This window comes from Rhizobium sp. P2_G2 (genome assembly GCF_056403555.1).
In genome coordinates, this window is sequence record NZ_JBFUFF010000004.1 from 64,000 (window position 1) to 89,118 (window position 25,119).

Consider the following 25,119-nt stretch of genomic DNA (forward strand, 5'->3'; position numbering starts at 1 on the left):
ACTGACATTCGTTGACCAGCTTGCGGGCTAGGCTGCCCCATGGACATCAGAGCTGTCGCATACGGCGCAAAGACCCCGCCCCAACTTACGGGGTCGAGCCACTGGTCTCGACCCGTCCTTCGGACCCCCACAAGGGGGAGGGGCTTAACCCGCGGCTTCGCTGTGCCCCAATTGAGGCAAAGAGCGTGCCGCGCGTCTTCTCCCCCCTTGTGGGGGAGATGGCCGGCAGGCCAGAGAGGGTCTTTGCCACATGCGCAGACCCCGTCATAACACGCACCGACCCTACCGCCGCCGGCAGACTCGGCTGAACCATGAATCCTGACGCGAACTACTCCGCCGCCACCCGCCGTACCTGCCGTTTCGCCTTGCGCGGATCGCGATGCATCGACCCGTCCTTCATGATCATCGAGAAATGGCTAGGCCCCACCAGCACCGACTGGTCCCTGAGCGGGTCGCCGTCGACCAGCAGCAGGTCGGCAAGCGCGCCGGCCTTGACGATGCCGAGTTCGCCCTTGTGGCCCATCAGGTCGGCGCCGACGATTGTCGCGCAACGCAGCGCCTCGACCGGCGAATAGCCGAAGAATTTGACGAAATGGCCGATGTCGCGCGCATTCTGCCCCATCGGCGTGACGGTGAAACCATAGTCGCCGCCGATCACCACCCGCATGCCGCGCTTGCGCATCTCACGATAGGTGGCGATCGTGTGCTCCAGCTTGCGCGGCAGGCCCATGCGCTCAACGACGGCCTTGGTCATGCCGACCACATCGCCCTCGAACACCGAATTGTGCACCAGGCCAAAGGCAGGGCCGACGATCACCCGGTCTTTGGCGGCTTCGAGCATGTCGAGCGCCTCCTCGTCGGCGAAATCGCAATGATAGATGCAGTCCGCACCGGCCCGCAGCGCCCGCTTGACGGATTCGGCTGCGCGCGCATGCGTTGCCACCCGTTTGCCGAAATCATGCGCCGTCTCGACGCCAGCGTTCAACTCCTCCTGGCTGATCGAAACCAGTTCGGCGCGGATATTGGAGGTGAACTCGTCACCGGAGACGTTGAATTTGATGTTGTCGACACCTTCGCGCACGCAAAGCCGCACCGCGCGGCGGATTTCCGCAACGCCATCGGCAATCATGCCGAAACCTTCGAAATTGCCATGGTTCTTGCGCTCGTCGCCAAGCCCGCCGGTGACCGTGATTTCCGGCCCCGCCGCCTTGTAGCGCGGCCCGGCAAGATAGCCGTCCTCGATCTCCTGCCGCACCACCACGTCGAGGCGAAGCTTTGCCGAGGCGGCAGAATAGGCGGAGGTGAAGCCGCAATTGAGCAGCAGCGTCGCATTGCGCATCGTCTTCAGCAGATGTTCCTCCGGCGGGATTTCGCCGAGGTCCTGATTGCGGCTGGGATTGGTGAAGCTCAGATGGCAATGGCCCTCGACAAGGCCGGGCATCAGGAATTGGCCGCCGCCGTCGATCACCTCCGCTGCATTTTCACGGGCGATCTGGTTGGCGCCGCGCGCGACCGTCTTGATCCGGTTGCCTTCGACCAAAACCTCGCCGCGATAGGCTTCGTCGTCGATCGCGTCCCAGACCGTAACATTGGTGAACAGATAGGCGGTCATGACGTTTCCTCCTCGATCGTCACGGGGAGAGCGGAGCGTGCCGCTCCCGATGACGGCGATGATAGGCAGCGAAAATGCCATGTCCTACGGCCATGTTTTGCACGGAATCCGCTATTTGAGACAGACCGGTTGACTTGCAGAGCCCAAGCATCCTCTAATGAAAGGGTCCAAACGTTGGGAGGCGGCATGGGCCAATACCGCAATGGTATCGATGATGCGATCACGCTGCTGCTGGCGCTGGCGCAGCATAATGGTGAGGCAAAACTTACTGATCTCGCCGCCGAATGCGGCATTGCGCGCGCCAGTTCCTATCGGATTGCCCGCATCCTCGAAGAAGCCGGCCTCGTCCACCGCGTCCGCGGCAGCCTTTGCGTCGGCCCGGCCGCAGCGGCCTTCGCCACCCGGTTTGGCGCCCACCCCTGCCCGCCCGCCGGCGGCGGCCATCGGCTGACCGAGTCCGAACGGCTGCGCGAAAAACCGGAGACGGGGCCGGTCGCGCTGTCGGCGCCGCCTGTGCGCCATCGCGACGGCCGCTACCGTATCGGCTTTTCCAACGCCTCACTCTCCAATCCGTGGCGCTATGCCCTGGTGCATAGCGCCGAGTTCGCCGCCGCCCGGCTCGGCCGCGCTGTCGATCGCTTCACCGTGCGCCACGCCAACGAGGATGGTCTGCAGCAGGCTGCCGACATCGACGCCTTCATCGCCGAGGGCGTCGACGGCCTGTTGGTCAGCGCCGCCGTGCCGGATGTCGTGGCGCCCGCCGTTGGCCGCGCCATGGCGGCCGGCATCGCCGTTGTGCTTGTCGATCGCGGCGTGACGGAAAATGTGCCCTATCTGAGCTTCGTCTGTGCCGACGATGCCGGCATCGGCCGTCTCTCAGCCATCTGGCTCGGCGAACGCCTGGCTGGTCAAGGTCCGGTGCTGATGCTGCCGGGCCATTCCGAGGCCGAGCCGGCGCGCAAGCGGCTCGCCGCGGCACTGTCGGCCTTCGCCAATTTCCCCGAAATCCAGCTGCTGCCGGTCGAATGGACCGGCTGGGACCGCGAACGGGCGCGCGACATTGTCCGCGATCATCTCTCCCGCGCCACACCGATCTCGGGCGTCTGGTGCGACAGCGGCCTGCAAGGTGTCGGTTCCCTGCAGGCGTTCAACGATTTCGCCACGCCGCGCGGCGAATTTCCGCCGCATACCGGCGGCGACCTCAACTTCGCCTACAAGCTCGCCATCCGCCACCAGGTGCAGCTCGCCGCCGTCGACTATCCGGCGTCGATGGGTTTTCGCGCCATGGAGATCCTGCATGCCTCGCTGCAGGGCCAATGGGTGCCGAAACGCGTCGACGTGCCGCTCTATGTGGCGATCACCAAGGGTGCGGCGACGCGCTCGCTGAAGCCCGATGCCTGGGTCGAGGATCGCGTACGCTGGGACCTGCCGGATGATCTCGTCTTCCATTCAGGCCTCGGCGAGGGCTACAATCCGCGCGCCTTCCGCGTCCACTATCCCGGCAACAGCTATAACCGTTCGGCAACGAGGTCCTGGCAATGAGCGTCGAGGAAACCCAGGGCGTCGCCTCGCTGGCGCGCATTCTGGCCGAACTCAGCCGGGACGACAGCACCGGCGTCATGGATCTGGCCGAAAAGGCGGATGTGTCGCGCAGCACCGCCTTCGACATCATCCGGCGCCTGTCGGACGCCCAGCTCATTCGCCGCCGCCTCGACGGCGCGATCACCGCTGGCCCGGCGGCCATAACACTCGGCTTCGCCGCCTTCGGCATCGCCCCGCTTGCCGGCCCGGCTGAGACATTGCTCGCCTGGCTGCATGAGCGCAGCGATGCCTTTACCGAGCTTGTGGTGGGCGACACAGCGATCATCGCCTTCGGCAAGCCGCAGCGCGAGATACACCTCGATGCCGCAATCTCGGATGCTGCCGGCGCCGAGCGTGCCCGGTTGCGGCTCGCCTGGCGTCCGCATACGAGCCTGACCGAGCGGCAGCGGATTGCCGTGGATTTTGAGCGAGTTCGGCAGACGCTGGAACAGCATTTGGCGAGGTGAGCTTGTGGCACCCTACCTCTCCCCTTGCGGGAGAGGATAGCAAGGCCGGGTGAACGCAGTGAACCCTTGGCCGCGCTTGGTGAGGGGTAATGTGACGGAGTTTTCACCCCTCACCAACTTCGTCCAAGGGTTCGCTTACGCTCACCCGGTCTTCGTATCCTCTCCCGCAAGGGGCGAGGAAAACCCGCGGCGGCCCCTTGCCCCAAATGAAGTTGGCGCCGTGCGGCGCCATCTCTTCTCGAACCAGTGGGCGCGAAAAGGGCGCCTCACGGCGCCCCTCGCAGTCCGCCAGTCAATCTTACTTATGCATCCACGCCGCCGGATAGTTCGGCATGTTCTCGCAGCCGCAGAATGCATAATGCAGCGGCGGCATCGAGGTGTTGACATATTTGTCGAGCGTATCCTGGGTGATGGCCGGCTGGGGCAGGATCCATTCCGGGCCGGGCACCGGTTCGCCCTTCAGCACGTGCAGGGCGGCGATGATCGCCGTGCGCCACTGATAGGTCGGATAGGTCGGTGCGATGGCGTTGAGCTTCAGTTCCTTCCACTTCTGCAGATAATCCTGCTGGTCCTCGCCGACGAAGACCGGCACGTCGTTGCCGCTGTCCTGGAAGGCTTCGATCGCCGCAACCGAGGTGGCGCCGGCATCCATCCACACCGCGTCGATCTTGCCGCGCTGCAGATAATCCTCGACGATCGACTTGGTCTTGGCATTGTCGCCATCGGTGAATTCGGCGCCGACAATCTTCATACCCGCTTCCGTCAGAATCCGCTTGCCGGCAGCATAGCGGTTTTCCAGCACGTCGACGCCGGGCAGGATGCGCAGCATCAGTACATTGCTGCCCTTTGGCACCTTGCTGACGATGTAGTCGGCCCCGAGGATGCCGAAGGCATAGCCGCCGATCGGATGCACGAAGGTGATCGGGCAGGTCGTGGTCACGCCGCGGTCGAAGACGATGACCGGCAGCTTGGCGCAGGCCTTCTCGACGGCCGGCGTCAGGGCTGCCGTGGTGTTCGGCGCAACGATCAGCAGGCTGCACTTGCCGCCGTTCAAGAGGTCGTTGATGTCAGCGATCTGCTTCTCATCCGAGCCTTGCGCGTCGACATGGATCAGTTCCTTGATATCCGAATGCAGCTTCACTTCCTGCTGCATGTCGGTATAGCCGACCACGCGCCAGGGATTATTCACGCCGGCATTCGAGAAGCAGATGGTATAGGGCCCATCCTTCTTGAACTTCGACGTGTCCTTCATGCCGTCGACCAGATATTGTTCCCAGGGCTTGCCTTCCGGCCCCATGGGCTTGACCTTCAGGAGTTCGCGCTGGCGGGCGAATTCCTTCGGATCGTCGAAATTAGGTGCCTGGGCGAAGGCATTGGTGACCAATGTCAGCCCCATCGTGAGTGCGAGAAAGAGTAGTTGCTTCATCAGTTCCTCCCTTTGGTTGCGATGACTCCATCCGCATGGCAAACCTCCCGCCATGCGGAATTCGTGCGGCCTAGCGGCCGGTATGCTTGCGCCTGTTCATGGCGAGCGCCACGGCGGCGATCAGGATCACCCCCTGCACCACCTGCCGCACCGGCTGCGGCAGGCCGACAAAATTGAGCAGCGTGAAGATCGCCGTCAGCGTCAGCGCACCGGCAATCGTTGCCGACACCGAGCCGCGGCCGCCGAGTAGTTGCGCCCCGCCGAGCACCGCCGCCGTGATCGCCTGCAATTCCCAGCCCTTGCCGACATCCGTCGATACCCCGGCAAAGCCGCCGAGCAGAATGCCGGTGATGACTGCCGTGAGCGACGAGATGACGAAGGCGAGGATGCGGACGCGATTGACCGGCACGCCGGCCAGCTGTGCTGCGCGCGGATTGTCGCCGATCGCATGGATCATCCGGCCGAGATTGGTGCGATGCATCAGCCAGTAGAGCACGAAGCAGACGACGATCAGCACGATGATCGCCACCGGCAGGATGCGGATGACCGGCAGGCCGGTGAAATTGTAGCGCCCGAACCAGCGGAAACTGTCGGCCAGATAGCCACGCGGCGAGCCGCCCGACCACATGAAGGCGACGCCATTGAGCGTGATCATCATGCCCAAAGTGGCGATCAGCGACGGCACCTTGAGGTAACAGACGACAAGCCCGTTGATCAGCCCGACCAGCGCCCCGACGGCGAACATCACCGCAATCACCCAGACCGTCGTCTCGACATCCGTGCCGAGCAGCATGGACGAGCCGACCACGACCAGCGTCATCAGCGAGCCCTGCGACAGGTCGAAACCGCCCGAAACCAGTACATAGAGCTGCCCGAGAGCAAGAATCGCGATCGGTGCGCCACGCTTGATGAAGTTCATGTAGCCGCCGGGCTGCACGAAGCTTGGATTGTAGACGATGATCGCAACGATCAGCGCGGCAAGCACGAAATAGATCGGATTGACCTGCGGCAGGCTGAATTTGCGCCGGGGCTTTTCGGTATGGGCGAAGGCCTGGTCGGTCATGCCACCAGCCTCTTCGAACGCACGGCATAGAAGGCAACGGCGGCGATGATGATGATGCCGCGCAGCACCTGCTTGGCGAAGGCATCGACGCCCGCGAGGTTGAAGATCGAGTCGATCAGCGAGAAGATCAGCACGCCGGCAATCGTCCCCCAGATGCCGCCGCGCCCACCGGCCAGGATCGTACCGCCGATGACCACGACCGCGATCGATTGCAGGTCATAGACGCCATCGGCGCCGACCCAGGGCGCGCCGGAGCGTAAGCGGCTCGCGAGATAGAGCCCGGCCACGGCCGACGACAGCGAACAGATAAGGTGTGCCGCCAGGAAAATACGGCTCGTCTTGATGCCGGCCAGCCGCGCCGCATCCGGATTGCCGCCGACCGAATAGATGTTGGAGCCGAAGGGCGTGAAGCGGAGCACGAACCAGGCCAGCACGACGAGGACCGCGAGGAAGATCAGCCCATAGGGCACGCCGCCAAGGCCGCCATAGGCGAAGGCCTGGAATTCCTCCGGCACCGAGCCGGTGAAATTCGACACGAAGGCCGACAGGATGCCCTGGATGATCAGGCTGGTGCCGAGCGTGGCGATCAGCGGATTGACCTCGAAGCGCACGACGATGACGCCATTGACCACGCCGACCACGGCACCGACCGCCAGCACGGCGAGGATCGCCGGAATGGTCATCGCCGGATCGCCGTTCATCACCACCGATGTCAGCACGGCCGCCGCCGAGATCAGGCTGGCGACCGACAGATCGATCGAGCCGAGCAGGATGACGAATGTCTGGCCCACCGCCGTGATGCCGAGCGTGATCGAGCGGTCGCCGATCGAGATCAGGTTGTTGAGGGTAAGATATTGCGTCTGGTCCGTCGCCACCGCGATCACGACATAGATGACGAGCGCGATGACCAGCAGCAAAGCCGGCGCCCAGCGCTCGAAGCGCAGGCCGGGTCTGGCGGGGGAAAGGCTGATGTCGGTCATCCCGCCACCTCGCTTTCGCCTGTCGCCGCCAGCATGATCTCATGCTCGGCCGGCCCATGCGGGAACTCGGCGACGATCGTGCCGGCGCGCATCACCAGCACCCGGTCGGCCGCGCCGATAACTTCGGGCAGATCGGACGACACCATCATGATCGCCGTGCCCTGCCGCGCCAGGTCGCGCATCAGGTGATAGATGCCGGCCTTGGCCTTGACGTCGATGCCGCGAGTCGGCTCGATGAAGATCAGCACCTTGGGCTTGAGCGCCAGCCAGCGGGCGAGGATCACCTTCTGCTGGTTGCCGCCGGAGAGGAATTTGATGTCCTGCTCATAGGAGGCCGCACGCACCTCCATCTGGTCGAGCAGCCCGTCCATGCCATCGAGCGTGACATGGGTGTTGGCCTTATGCGTCGCGGCCAGATTGCCAAACGCGCGCGATGTCAGCATGCCATTGTCGCGCACCGACTGCATCAGCACTAGCGCCTCGGCTTTACGATCGCCGGGCAGCAGGTCAAGGCCGGCGCGGATGGCATCACGCGGCGAGGCGAAAGCGACCTCGCTGCCGTTCAGAGTTACGCGCCCAGAGGTAAACGGCGACTGGCCAAACAGCGCCATGGCGAGCGCCGCACGCCCGGCACCCTGGATGCCGGCAAAACCGACGATCTCGCCGGCGCGCAGGTCGAGATTGATGTTGCGCAGGCTGGCATTGCCGCCATTGCGCACCGACAGCACCACCGCGCCCACTTCCTCTCGCGTCGCCGGCGGCGCGTAGAAATCGGCGATATCGCGGCCAACCATGGCGCGCACGATGGCCTCGGGCCGCGGTGGCGTATCGAAGCGGGCGGCGACCTCGCCATCCTTCAGCACCGTCACCCGGTCGGCAAGCCGCGTTACCTCGCGCATGCGATGGGTAATGTAGATAATCGCCGTGCCATGCTGCCTGAGCTTGTCGATGGTCTGGAACAGCACCTCGCATTCCGACTCGTTGAGCGCTGCTGTCGGCTCGTCCATGACGACGACGCGGGCATCGAGCGAGATCGCCTTGGCGATCTCGACCATCTGCTGTGTCGCGACATCGAGATCGGCAACCAGCGCATCGGGCGACACCCGGGCGCCGGCGCCGAACAGGTCGAGCACCCGCCGGGTCTCGACGCGCATGGCGGCATTGTCGAGCACCAGGCCCTTGCGGATCTCACGGCCGAGAAAGACATTCTGCGCCACCGTGCGTTCGGGTAGCAGCGAGAATTCCTGGTAGATCACCGAAATGCCGGCTCTCAGCGCCTCGACCGGATGCCGGAAGGCCACCTTTTGGCCATTGAGCACGATGTCGCCCTGGTCTGGCCGATAGACGCCCGAGAGAATCTTGATCAGCGTCGATTTGCCCGCACCGTTCTCGCCGACCAGCGCATGCACCTCGCCGGCATGGACGGTGAAACCCACGTCATCCAGCGCCCTGACACCCGGAAACGCCTTGGAAATATGCGCCATTTCGATGACCGGAGTGCCGTCGGTCATGCCGCCTTCTCCCAGCCGGTGCGGACGAAGCGGATCGATTCCGAGTATAGCGTGTCGAAATCCGGAAACAGCGGCCGCCAGACGCGCGTCGCCGCGGCAAGCTCCGGCAGCCCCGAACCAAAAGCCTCGATGGTGATCCACCCGTCATAGCCGATGCGCCGAAGCGTCGAGAAAATCTCGCCGAAATCGATATGGCCGCGCCCCGGAATGCCGCGATCGTTCTCCGACACATGCACCATGCCGATATGGCCGCTGATCGACTCGATCGCCGCCCGCTGGCTGCGTTCCTCGATATTGGCGTGGAACGTGTCATACATGATGCGGAAGGCTTTATGTTCGACACGACTTACATAAGAGCGCGCCTGTTCCATCGTGTTGAGGAAATAGGTCTCAAACCGGTTGAGCTGTTCGAGGCTGATAAAGAGACCGTTCGCATCGGCACGCTCGGCCATGCGGCGATGCGCATCCGCCCCATAATTGAGCTCATCCTCGGTCGGCCCAACCCCTGTGAAATACCCGATCGGCGCATGAAACGGACCGCCAACGCTTTCGGCACCGAGCGCAATGGCACAGTCCAGCGCCCAATCAAGATGCGCAATGCCTGCCTTGCGGACAGCGGCATCGGACGAGACGGGATTGGCATCCGGCGACGGGATCACCGAGGTCGTCGTACGGCGCAGGCCGATGCCGTCGAGCTCGTTAGCGAGCCACGCATAATGCTGCGGATCGCCGCGCAACACCGGTATCTCCACCCCGTCATAGCCGAGCTCCTTGAGCCGCCGGATGTCGGCCAGATGGGCCTTCTCGACGAACCCCGTGAGGCACAGCAAATTGATGCCGACCTGCATTTCCTCTCCCTTTTTATTTGCTAGGAGTATTTTTGATCCGCAGACACTCCGCAACAATGAAACCTCTGCCGCAATCCGGCATTTGAGACAGCCAGGCGATGCGCCAGACGGCCCTCCTTCCGTCGCCCGACCGATCGAAGAATATTTACCATCGTTTTTCAGGCTTTTAACTTGAGCACCCGGACGCCTGCCAAATAATTGGACGCGCGGTTAAGTCTCTGCTCACCTCGCCGCACGCTATCTCGCATCGCGAAAATTCGCTTGACCGGTCATCGGGTGACGCTAGGAAATGATCCGATCTGCAGGTGAATTTCGGGGGGATGGGATGGCTGCCGGTATCAAACTACCACTTGTTCCCGCGAGCTTCTTCGGCATGGTGCTCGGCATTGTCGGGCTGGGCGGATCGTGGCGCGCGGCGACGAAGGTCTGGCCCCTGCCCCCGGCGATCGGCGAGACAATCATCCTCGTCGGCGTGCTGGTATGGCTCATCCTGCTTTCCCTGTTCGTGGCGAAATGGATCGTCGCCAAACAGGATGCGTTCGAGGAAGTCGCCCATCCGGTTTTCTGCTGTTTCATCGGCCTCGCCGGCGTCTCGACCATGCTCTCGGCCGGCGCCGTCCTGCCCTATTCCCATATTGGTGCGAAAATCCTGTTCGGGGTCGGCGCGATCTTCACGCTGCTGTTTGCGGTGTGGCGAACAGGCGGCCTGTGGCAGGGAGGACGAGAACCTGCCTCTACCACAGCGGTGCTTTACCTTCCCTCGGTTGCCGGCAGTTTCGTCGCGGCGATCGTCGTCTCAGCGCTCGGAATGGCAAACTGGGGCGAGCTTTTCTTCGGCGCCGGCGTGCTGAGCTGGCTGGCGGTGGAATCCGTGCTGGTGCAGCGGCTCTACGCCGTCACTCTGCCGCCGCCGCTCCGCCCGACGCTGGGCATCCAACTCGCCCCGCCGGCGGTCGGCGCGGTGGCCTATCTCAGCGCCTATTCCGGTCCGCCGGACATTATTGCCCATATGCTGGTCGGCTACGGCGTGCTGCAGGTGCTGATCATGCTGAGACTGCTGCCGTGGATCCTCGAAGGCGGCTTTTCGCTGGGCTTCTGGGCCTTCACCTTCGGCATCACTGCGCTCTCCACCGCTACGCTCAGACTCGTCGAACGCGGCGACAGCGGTCCCGTTGCCCTGCTTGCGCCGATCCTCTTCGTCTTCGCCAATGTCGTTGTTGCTTTGATCACCGCTTGCACGATCTATCAATTGGCGACCGGCCGCGTGCCGCTCAAATGGTGGTCGCCCGGCCTGCCGCAGCCGCAACAGAATTGAGGCCTTCCAACCTGCCCCAAAAACGCTAAGGTCGCGCGGTTCGAATCTCGGGAGAAGAAAATGAAAATCGCATTGGTGACCGGCGCCGGCAGCGGCCTCGGCAAGGTCGTATCGCTGAAGCTTGTTTCGGATGGCTATCACGTCATTCTCGTCGGACGTGGCCGCGACAATCTCGAGGCGACCGCCGCGAAAGCGCAAGCGGGCAACACCACGGTCATTCCCTGCGATGTCAGCGACCCCGCCTCGGTCGACCGGCTGTTTGCCGAGATCAACGAACGCTTCGGCCGCCTCGACGTCGTCTTCAACAATGCCGGCATCACCGCACCGGGCGTTCTGCTCGACGAACTCGCCGTCGACGACTGGATGCGCGTCATCGGCACCAATCTCAACGGCGTCTTCCTGATCGCCCGCGGCGCCTTCGCCATCATGCGGAAACAGGATCCGCAGGGCGGCCGGATCATCAACAACGGCTCGATCTCGGCGCATGTGCCGCGCCCGAACTCGATCGCTTATACCGCCTCCAAACATGCCGTGACCGGCATCACCCGCTCTATCTCGCTCGACGGCCGGCCGTTCAACATCGTCTGCGGTCAGATCGACATCGGCAATGCCGCCACCGACATGGCCGCATCGCTGGGCCAGGGCGCACGCCAGCCGGACGGTTCGATCAAGGCCGAGCCGCTGATGGATGCGGCGCATGTCGCCGATGCTGTCTCTTACATGGCAGCCCTGCCGCTCAATACCAATGTGCAGTTTATGACGGTGATGGCTTCGAGCATGCCCTATATCGGTCGGGGGTAAGACCGCTAGCCACCGCATGTCGCCCGAAAGGGGTGCGTGGCTTCAAGCGACGTGCGCAAAAACAAAAAGCCGGATCGTCAGGCCGGTGAAGAGATTTGAAAGACCCCAATAGCTGCTGGTGATTGAATGCATGCGAGGACTGAGGCCGCATTGGAAGAACTCCGACAGGTGGAGTGGTTCCGCAATGTTGGGGTTCAAGATAAGGAGACGGCGGAAGTTCTCAATTCCTGGGAGGAAGCAATCAAACATTGCGGCTCGCTGGAATGGGAGAACTTATGCCTGGAAGCGGTTAATCAATATCGGGCCAGATTACTCGAACGATCTCTGGATGAATACCGGAGATGGAACGACATCGCTGTTGCGGTAAAGCCAGTTGTTGAGGCGCTTGTCCGTGAAAAAACGCGTCGCGTGGTGGCTGAAAATAATCTGCCAAAAGTGTTCGTGGACACCGTGAATTGGGATATCCTCCACCTGTGCATAGAGGGTGAATTTGCTGATGTCTATCCGCCTGGGTTCTATGCTAGCCAGGCTTACTGGTACATGAGCGGACACTTCCCATGCGGCTGGCGCGGCACCTTTCCCAAAGAGGGAAATCGTATCGTCTACTGAGCAGATGCCATGCGATAACGGGAGCAGTTCTGGCGATCATAGGTAACCCGCCGTTCCAGGGCGTATCACCCAAATCCATGGTCATGCGAAGCGCTTCAGCAGGCAGGCCTGCGGCATTTTTGCAGTGCAATACTTCTTTACATTCGCGCAATGACCGCGAAACAAGCAGATGCTATTGATCAAGCATGTCCTCGCATAGCCTCCGCTGGCCCACCGAATGAAAAGATTTTTCAAATATCTGGTCCTCCTTCTCATCGTGTTGGCTCTCGGCGGAGGCGGATTTCTGTGGTACCGCCACCGCCATGCCGCTGATCCGCTCGCGGGCGTGATCACCGCCGAGGCCGAGCGCGGCGATATCGAACTGGCAGTGCTGGCAACCGGCGCGCTGCGGCCCGCCAAGATGGTCGCGGTTGGCGCGCAGGTTTCGGGCCGCATCACCGCGCTCAACGTCAAGCTCGGCCAGACGGTCAAGGCCGGCGACCTGATTGCCCAGATCGACAGCTTACCGCAGCAGAATGCGCTCAAGACCGCCAATGCAGCGCTCGCCAATGTCCAGGCGCAATTGCAGGAAAAGCAGGCGAGCCTCGTCTATGCGAAGGAAGCGTTGAAACGCGCCCAGACGGCGTTCGACACCCATGCGACATCGCAGGATGCCGTGCAATCCGCCCAAACCACCGTGCTCACCACGGAAGCACAGATTTCTGCCCTCAATGCCGAGATCGTCGAAGCCCAGATCGGCGTGCAGACGGCAAACATCAATCTGCAATATACGAAGGTGACTGCACCGATGGACGGCACCGTGCTGCTGATCCAAGCCCAACAGGGCCAGACGCTCAATGCGGTTCAGTCGACGCCGACCATTGTCGTGCTCGGCCGGATCGACCAGATGACCGTGCGGGCAGAGATCTCCGAAGCCGATGTGACCAAGGTCAAGCCAGGCCAACCCGTCTATTTCACCGTGCTCGGCGACCCTTCGAAACAGTTCGAGGGCAAGCTTGAAAGCGTCGATCCCGCCCCGGATGACTTGCGTTCTGATACCGAGATCGCGACGACCACCACCGCCGCGTCAAGCTCATCGGATTCGACTTCGGCAGCCGTTTACTACTATGGCCGTTTCGACGTGCCGAACCCCGACAATTTCCTCAAGACTTATATGACCGCGGAAGTCCATATCGTGCTCGGCCAGGCGAAAAACGCAGTCATCATCCCTTCCACCGCCATCCGCACCAGCCCGAAGAGCGGCAAGACCTTCGTTGAGGTGATCGGCAACGATGGCAAAGTCGAGCGCCGCGCCGTCGAAGTCGGCCTCGACGACAAGGTGCGCGCCGAGATCAAATCGGGCCTCGATGCAGGCGAGCGTGTCGTCTCCAGCCGCAGTTCCGGCAACTTCGTCGGCACCAATTTCATGCGCCGCCGACCCGGACCGATGGGGCTCTGAGCATGAGCGAACCGGTCATCCGCCTCGATGGCGTCGAGCGCACTTACGGCACGGGCGAGGCAGCGCTCACTGTGCTCCATGATGTCCATCTCGATATCGAGGCCGGGGAAATGGTGGCGATCATCGGTCCCTCCGGTTCCGGCAAGTCGACGCTGATGAACATTCTCGGCTGCCTCGACCGGCCGACGCGCGGCGATTACCGCATCGATGGCCGCTCGACCTCGTCGCTCGATCCGGACGAACTGGCAGCACTCCGGCGCGAGCATTTCGGCTTCATCTTCCAGCGCTATCACCTGCTGCCGGAACTGACGGCGCTCAGCAATGTCGAGCTTCCCGCCATCTATTCCGGGCTCGGCACCGACACGCGCCGCGACCGGGCCGCCGCCCTGCTCGGTCGGCTCGGCATGGCTGAGCGCCTCACCCATCGGCCGGGAGAGCTCTCCGGCGGCCAGCAGCAGCGCGTCTCGATCGCCCGGGCGCTGATCAACGGCGCCGATGTCATCCTCGCCGACGAGCCCACCGGCGCGCTCGACAGCCATACAGGCGAGGAAATGCTGAAAATCCTCGCTGAACTCAATGCCGATGGACACACCATCGTCATCGTCACCCATGACATGAGCGTCGCCCGCCGCGCCCGGCGGATCGTCGAGATCGCCGATGGCCGGATCACCGCCGACTATCCGGTGCCGGAACAGACGGAAGCGGCAGCCGACGACGCTCTGTCCGAAAAGGAATCCGGCCGCAAGAAGCGCCGTATCAGCGCCGCCATCGGCCGTTTCGGCGAGGCAGTGCGCATGGCGCTGATCGCCATGAACACCCATCGGCTGCGCACGGTGCTGACCATGCTCGGCATTATTATCGGCATCGCCTCCGTCGTTGCCGTTGTCGCACTCGGCACCGGCTCGCAGCAGCAGGTGCTCGCCAACATTTCCCAGCTCGGTTCCAACACGCTCGAAATTTTCCCGGGCAAGGATTTCGGCGACGTCCGCTCCGGCAAGGTCGAGACGCTGGTTCTGGCCGATGCCGAAGCGCTCGCCGAACAGCCGTTTGCCGCCGGCGTGACGCCCACCGTCACCGGCCAGCGCACGCTGAGACTCGGCTCGACGGAGGCCAATGCGCTGGTCAACGGCGTCGGTGCCGATTTCTTCGCCGTTCGCAACGCCCAGCTGGCCGAGGGCCGTTTCTTCGACAAATCCGGTATCGACGACATGTCACAGGAAGTCGTCATCGACGACAACACCCGCACCACCCTGTTTCCTGACAGGACCGAGAGCCCGATCGGAAAAGTGATCCTGATCGGCAATGTGCCGAGCCAGATCATCGGCGTCACCGCGGCGCAATCCACCGGCTTCGGCGCCAGCGGCAATCTCAACGTCTACCTGCCCTATACGACCGTGCAGGCCCGCTTCCTCGGCAGCCCGTCGCTGCGCTCGATCCTGCTCAAGGTCGACGACAATACCGATACGACGCTGGCCGAAGAGGCGACGACGGATTTTCTCCAGGCGCGCCACAAGACCAAGGATTTCTTCATCCTCAACACCGACGACATCCGCAAGACGATCACCAGCACAACGGAAACGCTGACGCTACTGGTGGCGGCAATCGCCGTGATCTCGCTGATCGTCGGCGGCATCGGCGTGATGAACATCATGCTGGTCTCGGTGTCCGAACGCGTGCAGGAGATCGGCGTGCGCATGGCGGTCGGCGCGCGGCGCAGCGATATCCTGCAACAGTTCCTGACCGAAGCCGTGCTCGTCTGCTTCATCGGCGGCGGCATGGGCGTGCTGGCGGCACTCGGCGTCGGCGCCGGCTTCAGCCTGGCAACCGACAAGCTCTCCTTTGTCTATTCGTCGGCATCGATCGTCTGGGCCTTCTGCGTCTCGACCATGATCGGCATCGTCTTCGGCTACCTGCCGGCGCGCAATGCGTCGAGGCTGGACCCGGTCGTGGCGCTGGCGAGAGCCTAGGTCTCCCCGCAAGGGCTATGATACGCAGGTGAAAGCGACGAGAAGACGCGGCTATGCAGCCGCGTCGGCCACATCATGCTTGCCGAGATATTCGAGATGGGCCTCCGCCCGCTTACGCGCGGTGATGTCGGTCAGCGCCACCAGCACCAGCGACCAATCATGCTCGGAGCCGGGGAGGACAGAGAGTTGCAGCAGCACGTAGCGTTCTGAACCGTCGAGCGCATAATTCACCACCTCGCGATGGTGCAGGAGATTGCCGTTCCACAGGTCGATCAACTGCTCGCGGAAATGCTGCTCCATGTCGTCGCGGAAGACTTCGGATATCTGCCTCAGCAGCGTCCTGCGGTCCGGCGCGCAGAACAGGTCGAGCGTCGCCCGATTGACGTCGATGACCCGGATCTCGCTCATGCATTTGCGGACGAATTCCGGATGCACGTCGGTGAAGGCGCGGAAGTCGGTGATGCCGCGAAGGCGGACATCATCCATCAGGATCTTGACCTCGCTGAAATCCTCGACCCAGAGCGACACCGGCGAATGTTCGAATAGTCCCTCGGCGTAGCGACGGTTTGCATTTTCCTTGCACAGGGATTCCTCGCGGACCGTGACGTCTTCCGTCGTCAGCAGAAATCGGCCGAGCGTCTTCTCATAACCTGGCAGCGCGGTGGCTTTCAGCTGGATATCGAGCCTGCGGCCGGAAAGGCTATAATTGACCGCATCGCTGGAAAATTCCGATCTGCCGTCCCAAAGCTGCGCCAGTTCCAGGATGAGGTTTTCCAGCATGTCATCGCGAAAGACTTTTGCGAGATTGGCGACAAGATGCTCGCGGCTGTCGGCCTCGTACAGTTCCAGCGTCTTGGCATTGACGTCGATGACCCTGATCTGCCGGGAACAGGCCACGACTCGTTCCATGTCCTCTTCCAGGAAGGCTATTATGTCCTCGACACCCTCGCTCCGCCAGCTGTCGAACAGCGCCTTGACCCCGCTGAGATCCTCGATCCACATGGGAACGGGGGCCAGCTCGAAAATGTCATTCTGAAAAGCATCCGAGGTCACGGGTCATCTCGCTGTCATCGGGCTGCCCGATTGCAACCCTCGGCGAACCGCCTCGCCGCGCGGAAACCTTAGGAAAAAATCCTTAACCGCGACTTGATGACCGGTGGAAAGCCGGCAAATCATCTGGAAAATACGCAATCAACATAAGCACTTACTTATATTGACCGACTCTCAGTAGCCGATCGCGCAGCCATCCTTGCGCGGGTCCGAGGCGCCGGTCAGCGTGCCCTTCTCCCAGTCGATCAGCACGGTCTGGCCGCCGCCCAGCGGCTCGGGCGTGGTCGTGACCGAATGACCCCGCCTTTGCAGGCCTTCGACTACCGATGCCGCCACGCCGCGCTCCGCCTCGACCATGCCGTTCTGGTAATAGACGCGCGGCGCATCGATGGCCTGTTGCGGGTCCATGGCGAAATCGACGAGATTGGTGACCAGATGCACATGGCCGAAGGGCTGGTAACCGCCGCCCATCACGCCGAACGGCATCATCACCCGCCCGTCCTTCACCGCCATGCCGGGCATGATCGTGTGCATCGGCCGCTTGCCGGGTGCGATCGCGTTCGGATGGCCCTCGATCAGCCGGAAACTGTTGCCGCGGTTCTGCAGGACCACGCCGCTCTTCGGCCCGACCACACCACTGCCGAAGGACATATAGATTGAGTTGATGAAAGACACCGCGTTGCGGTCGGCATCGACCACCGAAATGTAGACGGTATCGCTTGGCCTGAGGGGAACCGCGGGCAGGTCGGTCATGGCGCGATCGGGGCTGATCGCCGACCGCAGCCGCGCTGCATAATTCATCGACAGCAGATCGGCGACCGGCACATGCACCTTGTCCTGATCGCCGAAATAGGTGTCGCGGTCACGATAGGCGAGCCGGCCGGCTTCGAGTTCCAGGTGCAGCCGCGCAGCGCCATCCGGATCGAGCGAGCCGAGATCGAAGCCAGACAGGATATTGAGCATGATCAGCGCCGTCAAGCCCTGATTGTTGGGCGGCATCTGATAGATGTCATGGCCGCGATAATGTGTGCTGATCGGCTGCACATAATCGCCGCGTGCCGCGGCGAAATCCTCAAGCGTGTGCAGCCCGCCCAGCGCTTTGAGCCGCGAGACCAGATCCTCGGCAACAGCGCCTTCATAAAAACCTGAACGGCCCTTAGCCGCGATGGTTTTCAACGTTGCCGCCAGTTCAGGCTGCACATGCCTGTCGCCCGACCGGAACGCTGCCCCGTCCTTGAGATAGATGCGCGCCGCCGCCTCGTCGCCGGCGAGCAGATCCACTTTCTCGGCCCAGTCGAAAGCGACGCGGTCATGCACGACATAGCCCTGCTCGGCATAGCGGATGGCGGGCGCCAGCGCCGCATCGATGCCCTTGCGACCATGGTCATTGAGCAGCCGGCACCAGGCGTCGATAGCGCCGGGAATGGTCACCGCATGCGGCCCGGATTCGGGGATGGCCTCAAAACCTCGCTCGCGGTACCAGTCGAGCGTCGCTGCTGCCGGCGACCGGCCCGAACCGTTGAACGCAACCACATTGCCTTCGCCCTTCGGCGCATAAAGCACAAAGCAATCGCCGCCGATGCCGGTCGATTGCGGCTCGACGACGCATTGCACGGCCGCGGCAGTCACCGCCGCATCCATAGCGTTGCCGCCGGAACGCAGCATGTCGATTGCCGCCAGCGTTGCAAGCGGGTGGGAGGTTGCCGCCATCGCACCGGTGGCGCGGACGGGGGAACGGCCGGGAAACTGAAAATCGCGCATGGGAAATCTATCGATTGCGAGGGGACGGCATAGACGAAAGGATACTATCCGGCAGGTCCGAAGTTTTGCAACATAAACCGACAAACGGCATCGGCCGATGGCATTGTACGACGCCGAAAAGCCGTTGTAAGCTTCCCTTGCTCATCACACTGCGGAAGGGGAAAACATGCTTGCGAGAATAGAACACAATCTGGCCGTGACCTGCCAGCCGGTGCTCATGAGCCATCCGGTGCGTTGGCTGGGGCTCATCCTGCTCTGCGCGGCCTATTTGCAGGGCGCTGCGATACGATTTTACGATTTCGGCGGCGCCGTCGCCGAGGTGGAGCGTTATGGCCTCACCCCGGCCCGGCCGGTCGCCGCGTTCATTATCCTCATCCAGCTCGGGGCCTCTTTGATGATCATCACCGGCTTCTGGCGTTGGATCGGCGCGATGGTGCTGGCAACCTTCACCGTGGTTGCGACGCTGATCGCCTTCCGCTTCTGGAGCATGCCGCCGGGTCTGGAACGTGATCTGGCGACCAATACTTTCTTCGAGCATCTGGGCCTCGCGGGCGGCTTCCTGCTGATTTCCTGGTATAGCCTGCACAAGTGGCGAAGGGGTGAGCGCGACTGGACCTGACATAACCAAAGCAGGCGCCAGACAGAAATTTAGCCGGGCTGCAATACGTCATTTTCCTGCAGTCAAGGCGTGCAAAAACAATCGCTAAATTCACGCAAGGCGCTATTTTGGCAAAAAAGCGCAAATCAGGTTTCCAATCTTCCGGCTTCCGCATGACAGGCAAGGACCGCGCTTGACCATTTGACCCGTTCTACCGGCAGCACCGCCCGCTGCCTCAACTCAAGCCCAGAAGGAGAACGACCATGGGTTTCGTTACCACCGCCGACGGCACAGAGATTTTCTACAAAGATTGGGGCTCGAAGGACGCTCAGGCGATCGTCTTCCATCACGGCTGGCCGCTCTCGGCCGATGACTGGGATGCGCAGATGATGTTCTTCCTCGAAAAGGGTTTCCGCGTTATCGCCCATGACCGCCGCGGCCATGGCCGCTCGACCCAGACAGACACCGGCAACGAAATGGACACCTATGCCGCAGACGTCGCAGTGCTGACCGACGCGCTCGATCTCAAGGGCGCCATCCATGTCGGCCACTCGACCGGCGGCGGCGAGGTCGCGCACTATGTCGCCCGCGCCAAGCCCGGCCGCGTCTCCAAGGCTGTGCTGATCGGCGCCGTGCCGCCGATCATGGTCAAATCCGACAAGAATCCGGGCGGCCTGCCGATCGAAGTGTTCGATGGCTTTCGCGCTGCGCAGGTGGCCAATCGCGCCCAGTTCTTCCTCGACGTCGCCTCGGGTCCGTTCTACGGCTTCAACCGTCCGGGTGCGAAGATTTCCGAAGGTGCGATCCGCAATTGGTGGCGGCAGGGCATGATGGGCGGCACCAAGGCGCATTATGATTGCATCAAGGCCTTTTCGGAAACCGACTTCACCGAGGACCTGCAGACGATCGACGTGCCGGTGCTGATCATGCACGGCGAAGACGACCAGATCGTGCCGATCGCCGATTCCGCCCTGCTTGGCATCAAGCTGGTGAAGAACGGCACGCTCAAGACCTATCCGGGCTTGCCGCATGGCATGTGCACCACACATCCGGAGATCATCAACCCCGATCTCCTGGCCTTCTTCCAGTCCTGATCGTTGCCTTGGGGCGCCCGCCACGTGCGGGCGCCTTAACCATTCATCCGGATTTCACAGAGCTTTCGGAACCTACGCTCCAGTTACAGACTTCCCCAAAAGAAATCAAAAATACCGGAGCGGATCATGCTGAAATATCTCGCCTTTGCCCTCTCTCTGCTGTTTGTGACAAGCGCGGAAGCCGCGAGCTTCGACTGTGCCAAGGCGCAAGCCCCAGACGAAAAGGCGATCTGCGCCCATCTCGACCTCAACGATGCCGATGTGCGCATGGCGACCGTGCTCGACATAGAATTGCAGATGGTGGCGATGGGACAGCGCGACGCCATCCGTGATGCGCAGAAGGCATGGCTGACGCTGCGCGGCAAATGCGGCAGCGACGTCGCCTGCATCCGCGCCGCCTACCAGCGGCGGCTTACGGATCTCGACAAGGTGTTCAAGGACATCGCTTCCCGCGGCCCCTTCTGAGCCGCGATCTACCGAAGCGCTTTCTGGCCGCCGGCGGCGGTGATGACACCGACGATGATTAGCCCGGTAAATAATAATCTCAGGCCCGCACTGACGCCGAATGTGTTGAGCATGGTGAGCAGCAGCACCAGAAACAGCGCAGCCCCCCAGATGCCCGGTACATTCGCCTTGCCGCCAGCCACGGACGTGCCGCCGATGACGACGACGGCGATCGACGACAGCAAATATTCATTGCCGATATCGACATTGGCGCCGCGGAAATAGCCGGCCAGCAGCGCGCCATTCAGTCCACCGAGCGTGCCCGAAAGCGTGTAGGTCAGGAACCGGATCCGGCCGACATTGACGCCAGCCAGCCAGGCGGCACGGATATTCTGCCCGATCGCCAGGACCGAACGGCCATAGATCATCCGGTGCAGCGCAATCGCCGCGCCAAGCGTGAAGAGCGCCGTCAGGATCGCCAGCACGGGAATGCCCAGCACCTGCACATTGGTGAAATCGGCAAAGCCCGGCGGCGGCTTGATCTGCAGGCCGCGGCCATAGCTGATATCGACCGACTGGATGATGAAGCTGGCCGAAAGGGTCGCGATGATCGGCGGAATGCGCAGTGCCCAGATCAGCAGGTAATTGACAGCACCGATGGCCGCGCCGCAGGCAAGCGCCGCAATCAGGCCGACGACGATCATGCTGTCCTGGCCGTCCATGGTCTTCATCGCCACAGCACTTGCCAGGCCGATATTGGCCGGCAGCGACAGGTCGACATTGCCCGGGCCGAGCGTGATGACGAACATCTGGCCGATGCCGACAATCACCATGAATACGGCGAGCGACAATGCCGCCGTCACCATGCCGCCGGCCCCGACGCCACCGGTGAACACGATCGTGGCAATCCAGACCAGCAACGCGCCGAGGAAGGACCAGATCCAGGGTTTCGATGCGATCATCTTCACGTAAGCCATCTTACGTCTCCCTGCGGCTGATCAAAGCGCGCGCGGCCAGAACGACGATCAGGATCGCGCCATTGGCCGCCACCTGCCAGTCGGGCGGAATGCGCATGAAGGTCAGCAGCGACGATGCCGCGAGCGCCAGCGTCAGTGCGCCGATGACCGCGCCGATCGGCGACACGCGCCCGCCGACGAATTCACCGCCGCCGAGGATGACGCCGGCGATCGACAGCAGCGTATAGCCGTTGCCGATATTGGCGTCGCCCGACGAGGTGATGCCGATCAGCGTTATCCCCGAAAGCACGCCGAACACGCCGGCAAGCGAGAACAGCGCGACCTTGGTCCAGAGCAGCGACCAGCCGGCGCGCGCCAATGCCGCCGGATTGCCACCCGATCCGCGCAACACCGCACCGTAAGAGGTGCGCATCAATCCGAACTGCACGACCACGGCAATCAGGATTGCCGCCAGGATCGGCAAGGGAATGTAGGGCGGCTTGAATGAAGTCAGCGCCTGCAGCCATTCCGGCGCCTTGCCGCCCGGCTTCGGCAGGATCAGGATCGCCAGCCCCTGCCAGACGAAACTCATGCCGAGCGTGACGACGATGGACGGCAGGTTGCGCAGATGGATGAGCGCCCCGAGCAGCCCGTAGAGCGCAATGCCGCCGACAAGCACAAGCACGCCGATCGCCGGATCGTCATGCAGCCAGGTCGCCGTGACGCAGCCGACGAAACCAACAAAGGTGCCGATCGACAGATCCAACTCATTGCCGGCGATGACGAACATCTGGCCGATGGTCGCGAGCGCAATCGGGATCGCCAGATTGAGCATCAGGCTGAAGCCGAAATAGGAAATGGCGCGCGGATTGAGCCAGGCAATGGCGATCAGCACCAGTGCCAGGGACAGCGCCGGCAGAAGCGCGCGCAATGCCCGCGCCCGGCCTGCCGCGCCCTGCGCGCCGGTCAGCCCGGCAATATTGCGAAGCGGGGCCGTCGTCATTTCAGACCGCTTCCGCAAACGAGGACTGGATGATCTTCTCTTCGGTCAGTTCGTCGCGCTGCAAATTGGCGACGATGCGGCCGTTCTTGAAGACATAGACATGATGGCAATTGTCGAGTTCCTCGGTTTCGGTCGTGTACCAGATGAAGGTACGGCCGTTCCTGGCTTCCTGGCGGACGAGGTCGTAGACATCGAGCTTGGTGCCGATGTCGACGCCGCGCATCGGATCGTCCATCAGAATGATCTCGGCATCGGAACCGAGCGCCCGGGCAAACAGCGCCTTCTGCTGGTTGCCGCCGGAAAGCGACAGGATGTTGTTGTTCATGTCGGGCGTGCGAATGCCGATCTTCTGCTTCCAGCTGTCGGCCAGTTCGGCCTCGCGGGTTTCCGAGATCAACAGGCCGGAGCGTAGTCGCGCCACGGAGCGGATGCCGATATTTTCCTTGATCGACCATTGTGGAAAGATGCCATCCGACTGGCGGTCGCCAGCCACAAGCGCCACCGGCCCAGCGACCTCGATCCCTGTCTTGCGCCGCGCAGCACCACGAAAAATATCGAGCAACAGGTCGGTCTGGCCATGCCCGGCGAGGCCGGCGAGCCCAATGATCTCGCCGGCATGCGCAACGAGTTCGGCGCCATCGCTCTGGCGTTTGGGCTTTGCACGCACCCGTACCTCACCGACCGACCAATCCGCTCCCTGTTCACGCGCCGCCTTCTCACGATGGCTCGCGCCGCCCATGGTCGCGACCAGCAGTTGGCGGTTGAAGGCTCTCGCCCCATCGACTGCTACCACCTTGCCGTCGCGCATGACGACGATGCGGTCGGCATTGTCGAGGATTTCGCCGAGAACATGCGAAATCAGAATGCAGCTGCCACCGCCATCGACGAAGCGCCGGACGAAGGCCAGCAACTGGCCCGCCGTATGCGCATCGAGCGACGAAGTCGGCTCGTCGAGGATGACCATGTTGAGCGGATCGTCGGTGACGGTGAAAGCCCGCGCCACCTCGACCATCTGCCGCCGGCCGATCGACAGGTCGGCCACGATATCGTTGGGATCGATGCCGTTGTCCGGAAAAATCTCGTCGAGCTTGGCCTTGATCAGCTTCGCCGCCTCGCGGCGCCAGCCAAAGCCCCGGATTGCCGGGTGATTGATGCGCGTGTTCTCCGCCACCGACAGATTGGGGCAGAGCGACAGTTCCTGGAACACGCAGCGAATGCCGACCTTCTTCGCGCGGCTGACGGAATAGCCCGTCTCGGCGCTGTCCATCACCACCATCTGGCCGCGATCGAGCACGCCTGTCCCGGCCAGCATATGCATCAGCGTCGACTTGCCGGCGCCGTTATGTCCGACCAGGCCGACGCATTCGCCGGCCTGGACGAGGAAATCCACCCCATCAAGCGCGCGAACGGCGCCGAAATGCTTTTCGGCGTCGCTCAGCTTGACGATGGCCTTGGATGTGTCCGCCAAAGATGCCACGATCACTTCTTGATATTGTCGGCAATCGCCTTGATCGCATCAGCCTGGGTATATTCCGCCGAGGCGACGCCACCGACAGGGATGTTCGGCAGGGCGGCTTCGAAGTTATCCTGGGTGAAGGCGAGATACGGCACCAGCAGGTCATGCGGAATGTCCTTGCGGCCATCGAGCACCTGCTGCGCCACCCAGAAAGCCAGCGTCGAGACGCCGGGCGCAATCGAGCCCGACCAGGTCTTGTAGCCGTCCTTGGCCTTCTGTTCCTTCCACCATTGCAGCTCGTCCTGGCGGTTGCCCATGATGATGGTCGGGCGCGGCTTGCCGGCAGCGGCAAAGGCCTGCGCCGCACCATAGCCGTCACCGCCCTGGTCGACGATGCCGACGACATCCGGCAGCGACGGCAGCACGGTGGCGACTGCCTTCTGCGCCGTCGTCTGGTCCCAGTTGCCGGTCACCGAATTGACGATCTTGAATTCCGGATGCGCTTTCACGCCTTCGAGCAGACCATTATGGATGGCATCATCGATCGAGGTGCCGGCCAGACCGCGGATTTCCAGGAGGTTGCCGCCTTCCGGATGCAGCGCCTTCATCTGCTCCACTTCCTGCTTGCCCATGTCCTTGAAGTCGACGACGACGCGGTAGGCGCAGGGTTCGTTGACGATGCCATCGAAGGAAACGACGACGATACCGGCATCGCAAGCCTGCTTGATCGCGCCATTCAGCGCATCCGGCGAGCCGGCGTTGATGACAATCGCGTCATAGCCCTGCAGGATCAGGTTCTGGACCTGCGCGGCCTGGGTCGGCACTTCCTGGTCGGCCGTGGTGAAGACGTCGGCGGCAGCGACCACCTTGTCGGCGACCGCCTTCTTGGTGACCGCGTCATAGCTTTTCAGCATCGCCTGCCGCCAGGAATTGCCGGCATAATTGTTGGAAAAGGCAATCTTCTTGCCACTGGTATCAGCGAGCGCCGTGCCCGATGCGAGCATCGCGGTCAGTGCGCCGAGTACGAAGAGTTTACGCATATCATTCCTCCCGTTGAACGTTGGCTTCTACCGGCCGCCGGTCCTCTCCCGGCATTCCGGCCTCATGGTGCCCGAGGCACCCCATGCCGTCAACCAATG

21 protein-coding genes and 1 pseudogene are annotated in these 25,119 nt (G+C 62.6%); 10 read left to right on the top strand and 12 right to left on the bottom strand.

The window, feature by feature from the left end:
- Positions 1-328: 328 nt before the first annotated feature.
- A complete protein-coding gene (locus AC1D06_RS05135; protein ID WP_477985413.1) occupies positions 329-1,612 on the bottom strand; it encodes a metal-dependent hydrolase family protein in 1,284 nt (427 codons plus the stop codon).
- Between the two features lie 186 nt (positions 1,613-1,798).
- On the opposite strand from AC1D06_RS05135, the gene AC1D06_RS05140 reads away from it, so the two are divergent.
- Positions 1,799-3,154, top strand: coding sequence for a substrate-binding domain-containing protein (locus AC1D06_RS05140; RefSeq protein ID WP_477985414.1), 1,356 nt, complete (start codon positions 1,799-1,801; stop codon positions 3,152-3,154).
- On the top strand, positions 3,151-3,660 hold the full coding sequence (locus AC1D06_RS05145; protein ID WP_477985415.1) for a MarR family transcriptional regulator: 510 nt from the start codon (positions 3,151-3,153) through the stop codon (positions 3,658-3,660). Before AC1D06_RS05140 ends, AC1D06_RS05145 begins: the two co-directional genes overlap by 4 nt.
- A gap of 298 nt (positions 3,661-3,958) precedes the next feature.
- Here the strand turns inward: AC1D06_RS05145 and AC1D06_RS05150 are convergent, their stop codons facing one another.
- The 5 genes from AC1D06_RS05150 to AC1D06_RS05170 form a co-directional block, all read right to left on the bottom strand.
- A complete protein-coding gene (locus tag AC1D06_RS05150) occupies positions 3,959-5,086 on the bottom strand; it encodes a substrate-binding domain-containing protein (protein ID WP_477985416.1) in 1,128 nt (375 codons plus the stop codon).
- Positions 5,087-5,156: 70 nt separating this feature from the next.
- A complete protein-coding gene (locus AC1D06_RS05155; protein WP_477985417.1) occupies positions 5,157-6,149 on the bottom strand; it encodes an ABC transporter permease in 993 nt (330 codons plus the stop codon).
- A complete protein-coding gene (locus tag AC1D06_RS05160) occupies positions 6,146-7,129 on the bottom strand; it encodes an ABC transporter permease (RefSeq protein WP_477985418.1) in 984 nt (327 codons plus the stop codon). The genes AC1D06_RS05155 and AC1D06_RS05160 overlap by 4 nt, the downstream gene beginning before the upstream one ends.
- Positions 7,126-8,640 carry a sugar ABC transporter ATP-binding protein gene (locus AC1D06_RS05165; RefSeq protein WP_477985419.1) on the bottom strand — a complete coding sequence of 505 codons (1,515 nt, stop codon included), beginning with the start codon at positions 8,638-8,640 and terminating at the stop codon, positions 7,126-7,128. The genes AC1D06_RS05160 and AC1D06_RS05165 overlap by 4 nt, the downstream gene beginning before the upstream one ends.
- The gene (locus tag AC1D06_RS05170) at positions 8,637-9,488 is read right to left on the bottom strand and encodes a sugar phosphate isomerase/epimerase family protein (protein ID WP_477985420.1); all 852 of its coding nucleotides are present in this window, start codon (positions 9,486-9,488) and stop codon (positions 8,637-8,639) included. The genes AC1D06_RS05165 and AC1D06_RS05170 overlap by 4 nt, the downstream gene beginning before the upstream one ends.
- A 325-nt stretch (positions 9,489-9,813) precedes the next feature.
- Here AC1D06_RS05170 and tehA point away from each other — a divergent pair, with 325 nt between their 5' ends.
- The 5 genes from tehA (at position 9,814) to AC1D06_RS05195 (ending at position 15,618) form a co-directional block, all read left to right on the top strand.
- Complete coding sequence (tehA, locus tag AC1D06_RS05175; RefSeq protein WP_477985421.1) at positions 9,814-10,803, top strand: dicarboxylate transporter/tellurite-resistance protein TehA; 990 nt, start codon at positions 9,814-9,816, stop codon at positions 10,801-10,803.
- A 60-nt stretch (positions 10,804-10,863) separates the two neighbouring features.
- Complete coding sequence (locus AC1D06_RS05180) at positions 10,864-11,604, top strand: SDR family oxidoreductase (protein WP_477985422.1); 741 nt, start codon at positions 10,864-10,866, stop codon at positions 11,602-11,604.
- 150 nt (positions 11,605-11,754) lie between these two features.
- Positions 11,755-12,213, top strand: a complete 459-nt coding sequence (locus AC1D06_RS05185; protein ID WP_477877691.1) for a hypothetical protein — start codon at positions 11,755-11,757, stop codon at positions 12,211-12,213.
- Between the two features lie 217 nt (positions 12,214-12,430).
- Complete coding sequence (locus AC1D06_RS05190; protein ID WP_477877692.1) at positions 12,431-13,651, top strand: efflux RND transporter periplasmic adaptor subunit; 1,221 nt, start codon at positions 12,431-12,433, stop codon at positions 13,649-13,651.
- 2 nt (positions 13,652-13,653) lie between these two features.
- Positions 13,654-15,618 carry a MacB family efflux pump subunit gene (locus AC1D06_RS05195; RefSeq protein ID WP_477985423.1) on the top strand — a complete coding sequence of 655 codons (1,965 nt, stop codon included), beginning with the start codon at positions 13,654-13,656 and terminating at the stop codon, positions 15,616-15,618.
- A gap of 35 nt (positions 15,619-15,653) precedes the next feature.
- On the opposite strand, the pseudogene AC1D06_RS05200 reads toward AC1D06_RS05195, so the two are convergent.
- Both AC1D06_RS05200 and ggt read right to left on the bottom strand, forming a co-directional pair.
- A pseudogene (locus AC1D06_RS05200) lies at positions 15,654-16,620 on the bottom strand (PAS domain-containing protein); the annotation flags it as partial.
- Between the two features lie 222 nt (positions 16,621-16,842).
- Positions 16,843-18,429, bottom strand: a complete 1,587-nt coding sequence (gene ggt / locus AC1D06_RS05205; protein WP_477985424.1) for a gamma-glutamyltransferase — start codon at positions 18,427-18,429, stop codon at positions 16,843-16,845.
- 166 nt (positions 18,430-18,595) lie between these two features.
- Here ggt and AC1D06_RS05210 point away from each other — a divergent pair, with 166 nt between their 5' ends.
- The 3 genes from AC1D06_RS05210 to AC1D06_RS05220 all read left to right on the top strand — a co-directional run bounded on the left by AC1D06_RS05210 (position 18,596) and on the right by AC1D06_RS05220 (position 20,586).
- Complete coding sequence (locus tag AC1D06_RS05210) at positions 18,596-19,048, top strand: DoxX family protein (protein WP_477985425.1); 453 nt, start codon at positions 18,596-18,598, stop codon at positions 19,046-19,048.
- Positions 19,049-19,290: 242 nt separating this feature from the next.
- A complete protein-coding gene (locus AC1D06_RS05215) occupies positions 19,291-20,121 on the top strand; it encodes an alpha/beta fold hydrolase (RefSeq protein WP_477985426.1) in 831 nt (276 codons plus the stop codon).
- Between the two features lie 126 nt (positions 20,122-20,247).
- The gene (locus AC1D06_RS05220) at positions 20,248-20,586 is read left to right on the top strand and encodes a lysozyme inhibitor LprI family protein (protein ID WP_477985427.1); all 339 of its coding nucleotides are present in this window, start codon (positions 20,248-20,250) and stop codon (positions 20,584-20,586) included.
- Positions 20,587-20,594: 8 nt separating this feature from the next.
- Here the strand turns inward: AC1D06_RS05220 and AC1D06_RS05225 are convergent, their stop codons facing one another.
- From AC1D06_RS05225 to AC1D06_RS05240, 4 genes are read right to left on the bottom strand one after another with little or no spacing between them, the layout of a single operon-like run.
- A complete protein-coding gene (locus AC1D06_RS05225) occupies positions 20,595-21,542 on the bottom strand; it encodes an ABC transporter permease (RefSeq protein WP_477985428.1) in 948 nt (315 codons plus the stop codon).
- Between the two features lies 1 nt (position 21,543).
- Entirely contained in the window at positions 21,544-22,524 is a 981-nt protein-coding gene (locus tag AC1D06_RS05230) for an ABC transporter permease (protein ID WP_477985429.1), read from the bottom strand.
- A 1-nt stretch (position 22,525) separates the two neighbouring features.
- On the bottom strand, positions 22,526-23,992 hold the full coding sequence (locus AC1D06_RS05235; protein WP_477877747.1) for a sugar ABC transporter ATP-binding protein: 1,467 nt from the start codon (positions 23,990-23,992) through the stop codon (positions 22,526-22,528).
- Positions 23,993-24,003: 11 nt separating this feature from the next.
- Positions 24,004-25,020 carry a substrate-binding domain-containing protein gene (locus AC1D06_RS05240; RefSeq protein ID WP_477985430.1) on the bottom strand — a complete coding sequence of 339 codons (1,017 nt, stop codon included), beginning with the start codon at positions 25,018-25,020 and terminating at the stop codon, positions 24,004-24,006.
- Between the last annotated feature and the right edge of the window lie 99 nt (positions 25,021-25,119).

Excerpts from the sequence above, each read along its gene's own strand:
- AC1D06_RS05240 (WP_477985430.1), bottom strand. The coding sequence starts at position 25,020 with ATGCGTAAACTCTTCGTACTCGGCGCACTGACCGCGATGCTCGCATCG.
- tehA (WP_477985421.1), top strand. The coding sequence starts at position 9,814 with ATGGCTGCCGGTATCAAACTACCACTTGTTCCCGCGAGCTTCTTCGGC.
- AC1D06_RS05195 (WP_477985423.1), top strand. The coding sequence starts at position 13,654 with ATGAGCGAACCGGTCATCCGCCTCGATGGCGTCGAGCGCACTTACGGC.
- AC1D06_RS05145 (WP_477985415.1), top strand. The coding sequence starts at position 3,151 with ATGAGCGTCGAGGAAACCCAGGGCGTCGCCTCGCTGGCGCGCATTCTG.
- ggt (WP_477985424.1), bottom strand. The coding sequence starts at position 18,429 with ATGCGCGATTTTCAGTTTCCCGGCCGTTCCCCCGTCCGCGCCACCGGT.
- AC1D06_RS05160 (WP_477985418.1), bottom strand. The coding sequence starts at position 7,129 with ATGACCGACATCAGCCTTTCCCCCGCCAGACCCGGCCTGCGCTTCGAG.
- AC1D06_RS05135 (WP_477985413.1), bottom strand. The coding sequence starts at position 1,612 with ATGACCGCCTATCTGTTCACCAATGTTACGGTCTGGGACGCGATCGAC.
- AC1D06_RS05190 (WP_477877692.1), top strand. The coding sequence starts at position 12,431 with ATGAAAAGATTTTTCAAATATCTGGTCCTCCTTCTCATCGTGTTGGCT.
- AC1D06_RS05170 (WP_477985420.1), bottom strand. The coding sequence starts at position 9,488 with ATGCAGGTCGGCATCAATTTGCTGTGCCTCACGGGGTTCGTCGAGAAG.
- AC1D06_RS05225 (WP_477985428.1), bottom strand. The coding sequence starts at position 21,542 with ATGGCTTACGTGAAGATGATCGCATCGAAACCCTGGATCTGGTCCTTC.
- AC1D06_RS05150 (WP_477985416.1), bottom strand. The coding sequence starts at position 5,086 with ATGAAGCAACTACTCTTTCTCGCACTCACGATGGGGCTGACATTGGTC.
- AC1D06_RS05210 (WP_477985425.1), top strand. The coding sequence starts at position 18,596 with ATGCTTGCGAGAATAGAACACAATCTGGCCGTGACCTGCCAGCCGGTG.
- AC1D06_RS05215 (WP_477985426.1), top strand. The coding sequence starts at position 19,291 with ATGGGTTTCGTTACCACCGCCGACGGCACAGAGATTTTCTACAAAGAT.
- AC1D06_RS05230 (WP_477985429.1), bottom strand. The coding sequence starts at position 22,524 with ATGACGACGGCCCCGCTTCGCAATATTGCCGGGCTGACCGGCGCGCAG.
- AC1D06_RS05180 (WP_477985422.1), top strand. The coding sequence starts at position 10,864 with ATGAAAATCGCATTGGTGACCGGCGCCGGCAGCGGCCTCGGCAAGGTC.
- AC1D06_RS05140 (WP_477985414.1), top strand. The coding sequence starts at position 1,799 with ATGGGCCAATACCGCAATGGTATCGATGATGCGATCACGCTGCTGCTG.
- AC1D06_RS05220 (WP_477985427.1), top strand. The coding sequence starts at position 20,248 with ATGCTGAAATATCTCGCCTTTGCCCTCTCTCTGCTGTTTGTGACAAGC.
- AC1D06_RS05155 (WP_477985417.1), bottom strand. The coding sequence starts at position 6,149 with ATGACCGACCAGGCCTTCGCCCATACCGAAAAGCCCCGGCGCAAATTC.
- AC1D06_RS05165 (WP_477985419.1), bottom strand. The coding sequence starts at position 8,640 with ATGACCGACGGCACTCCGGTCATCGAAATGGCGCATATTTCCAAGGCG.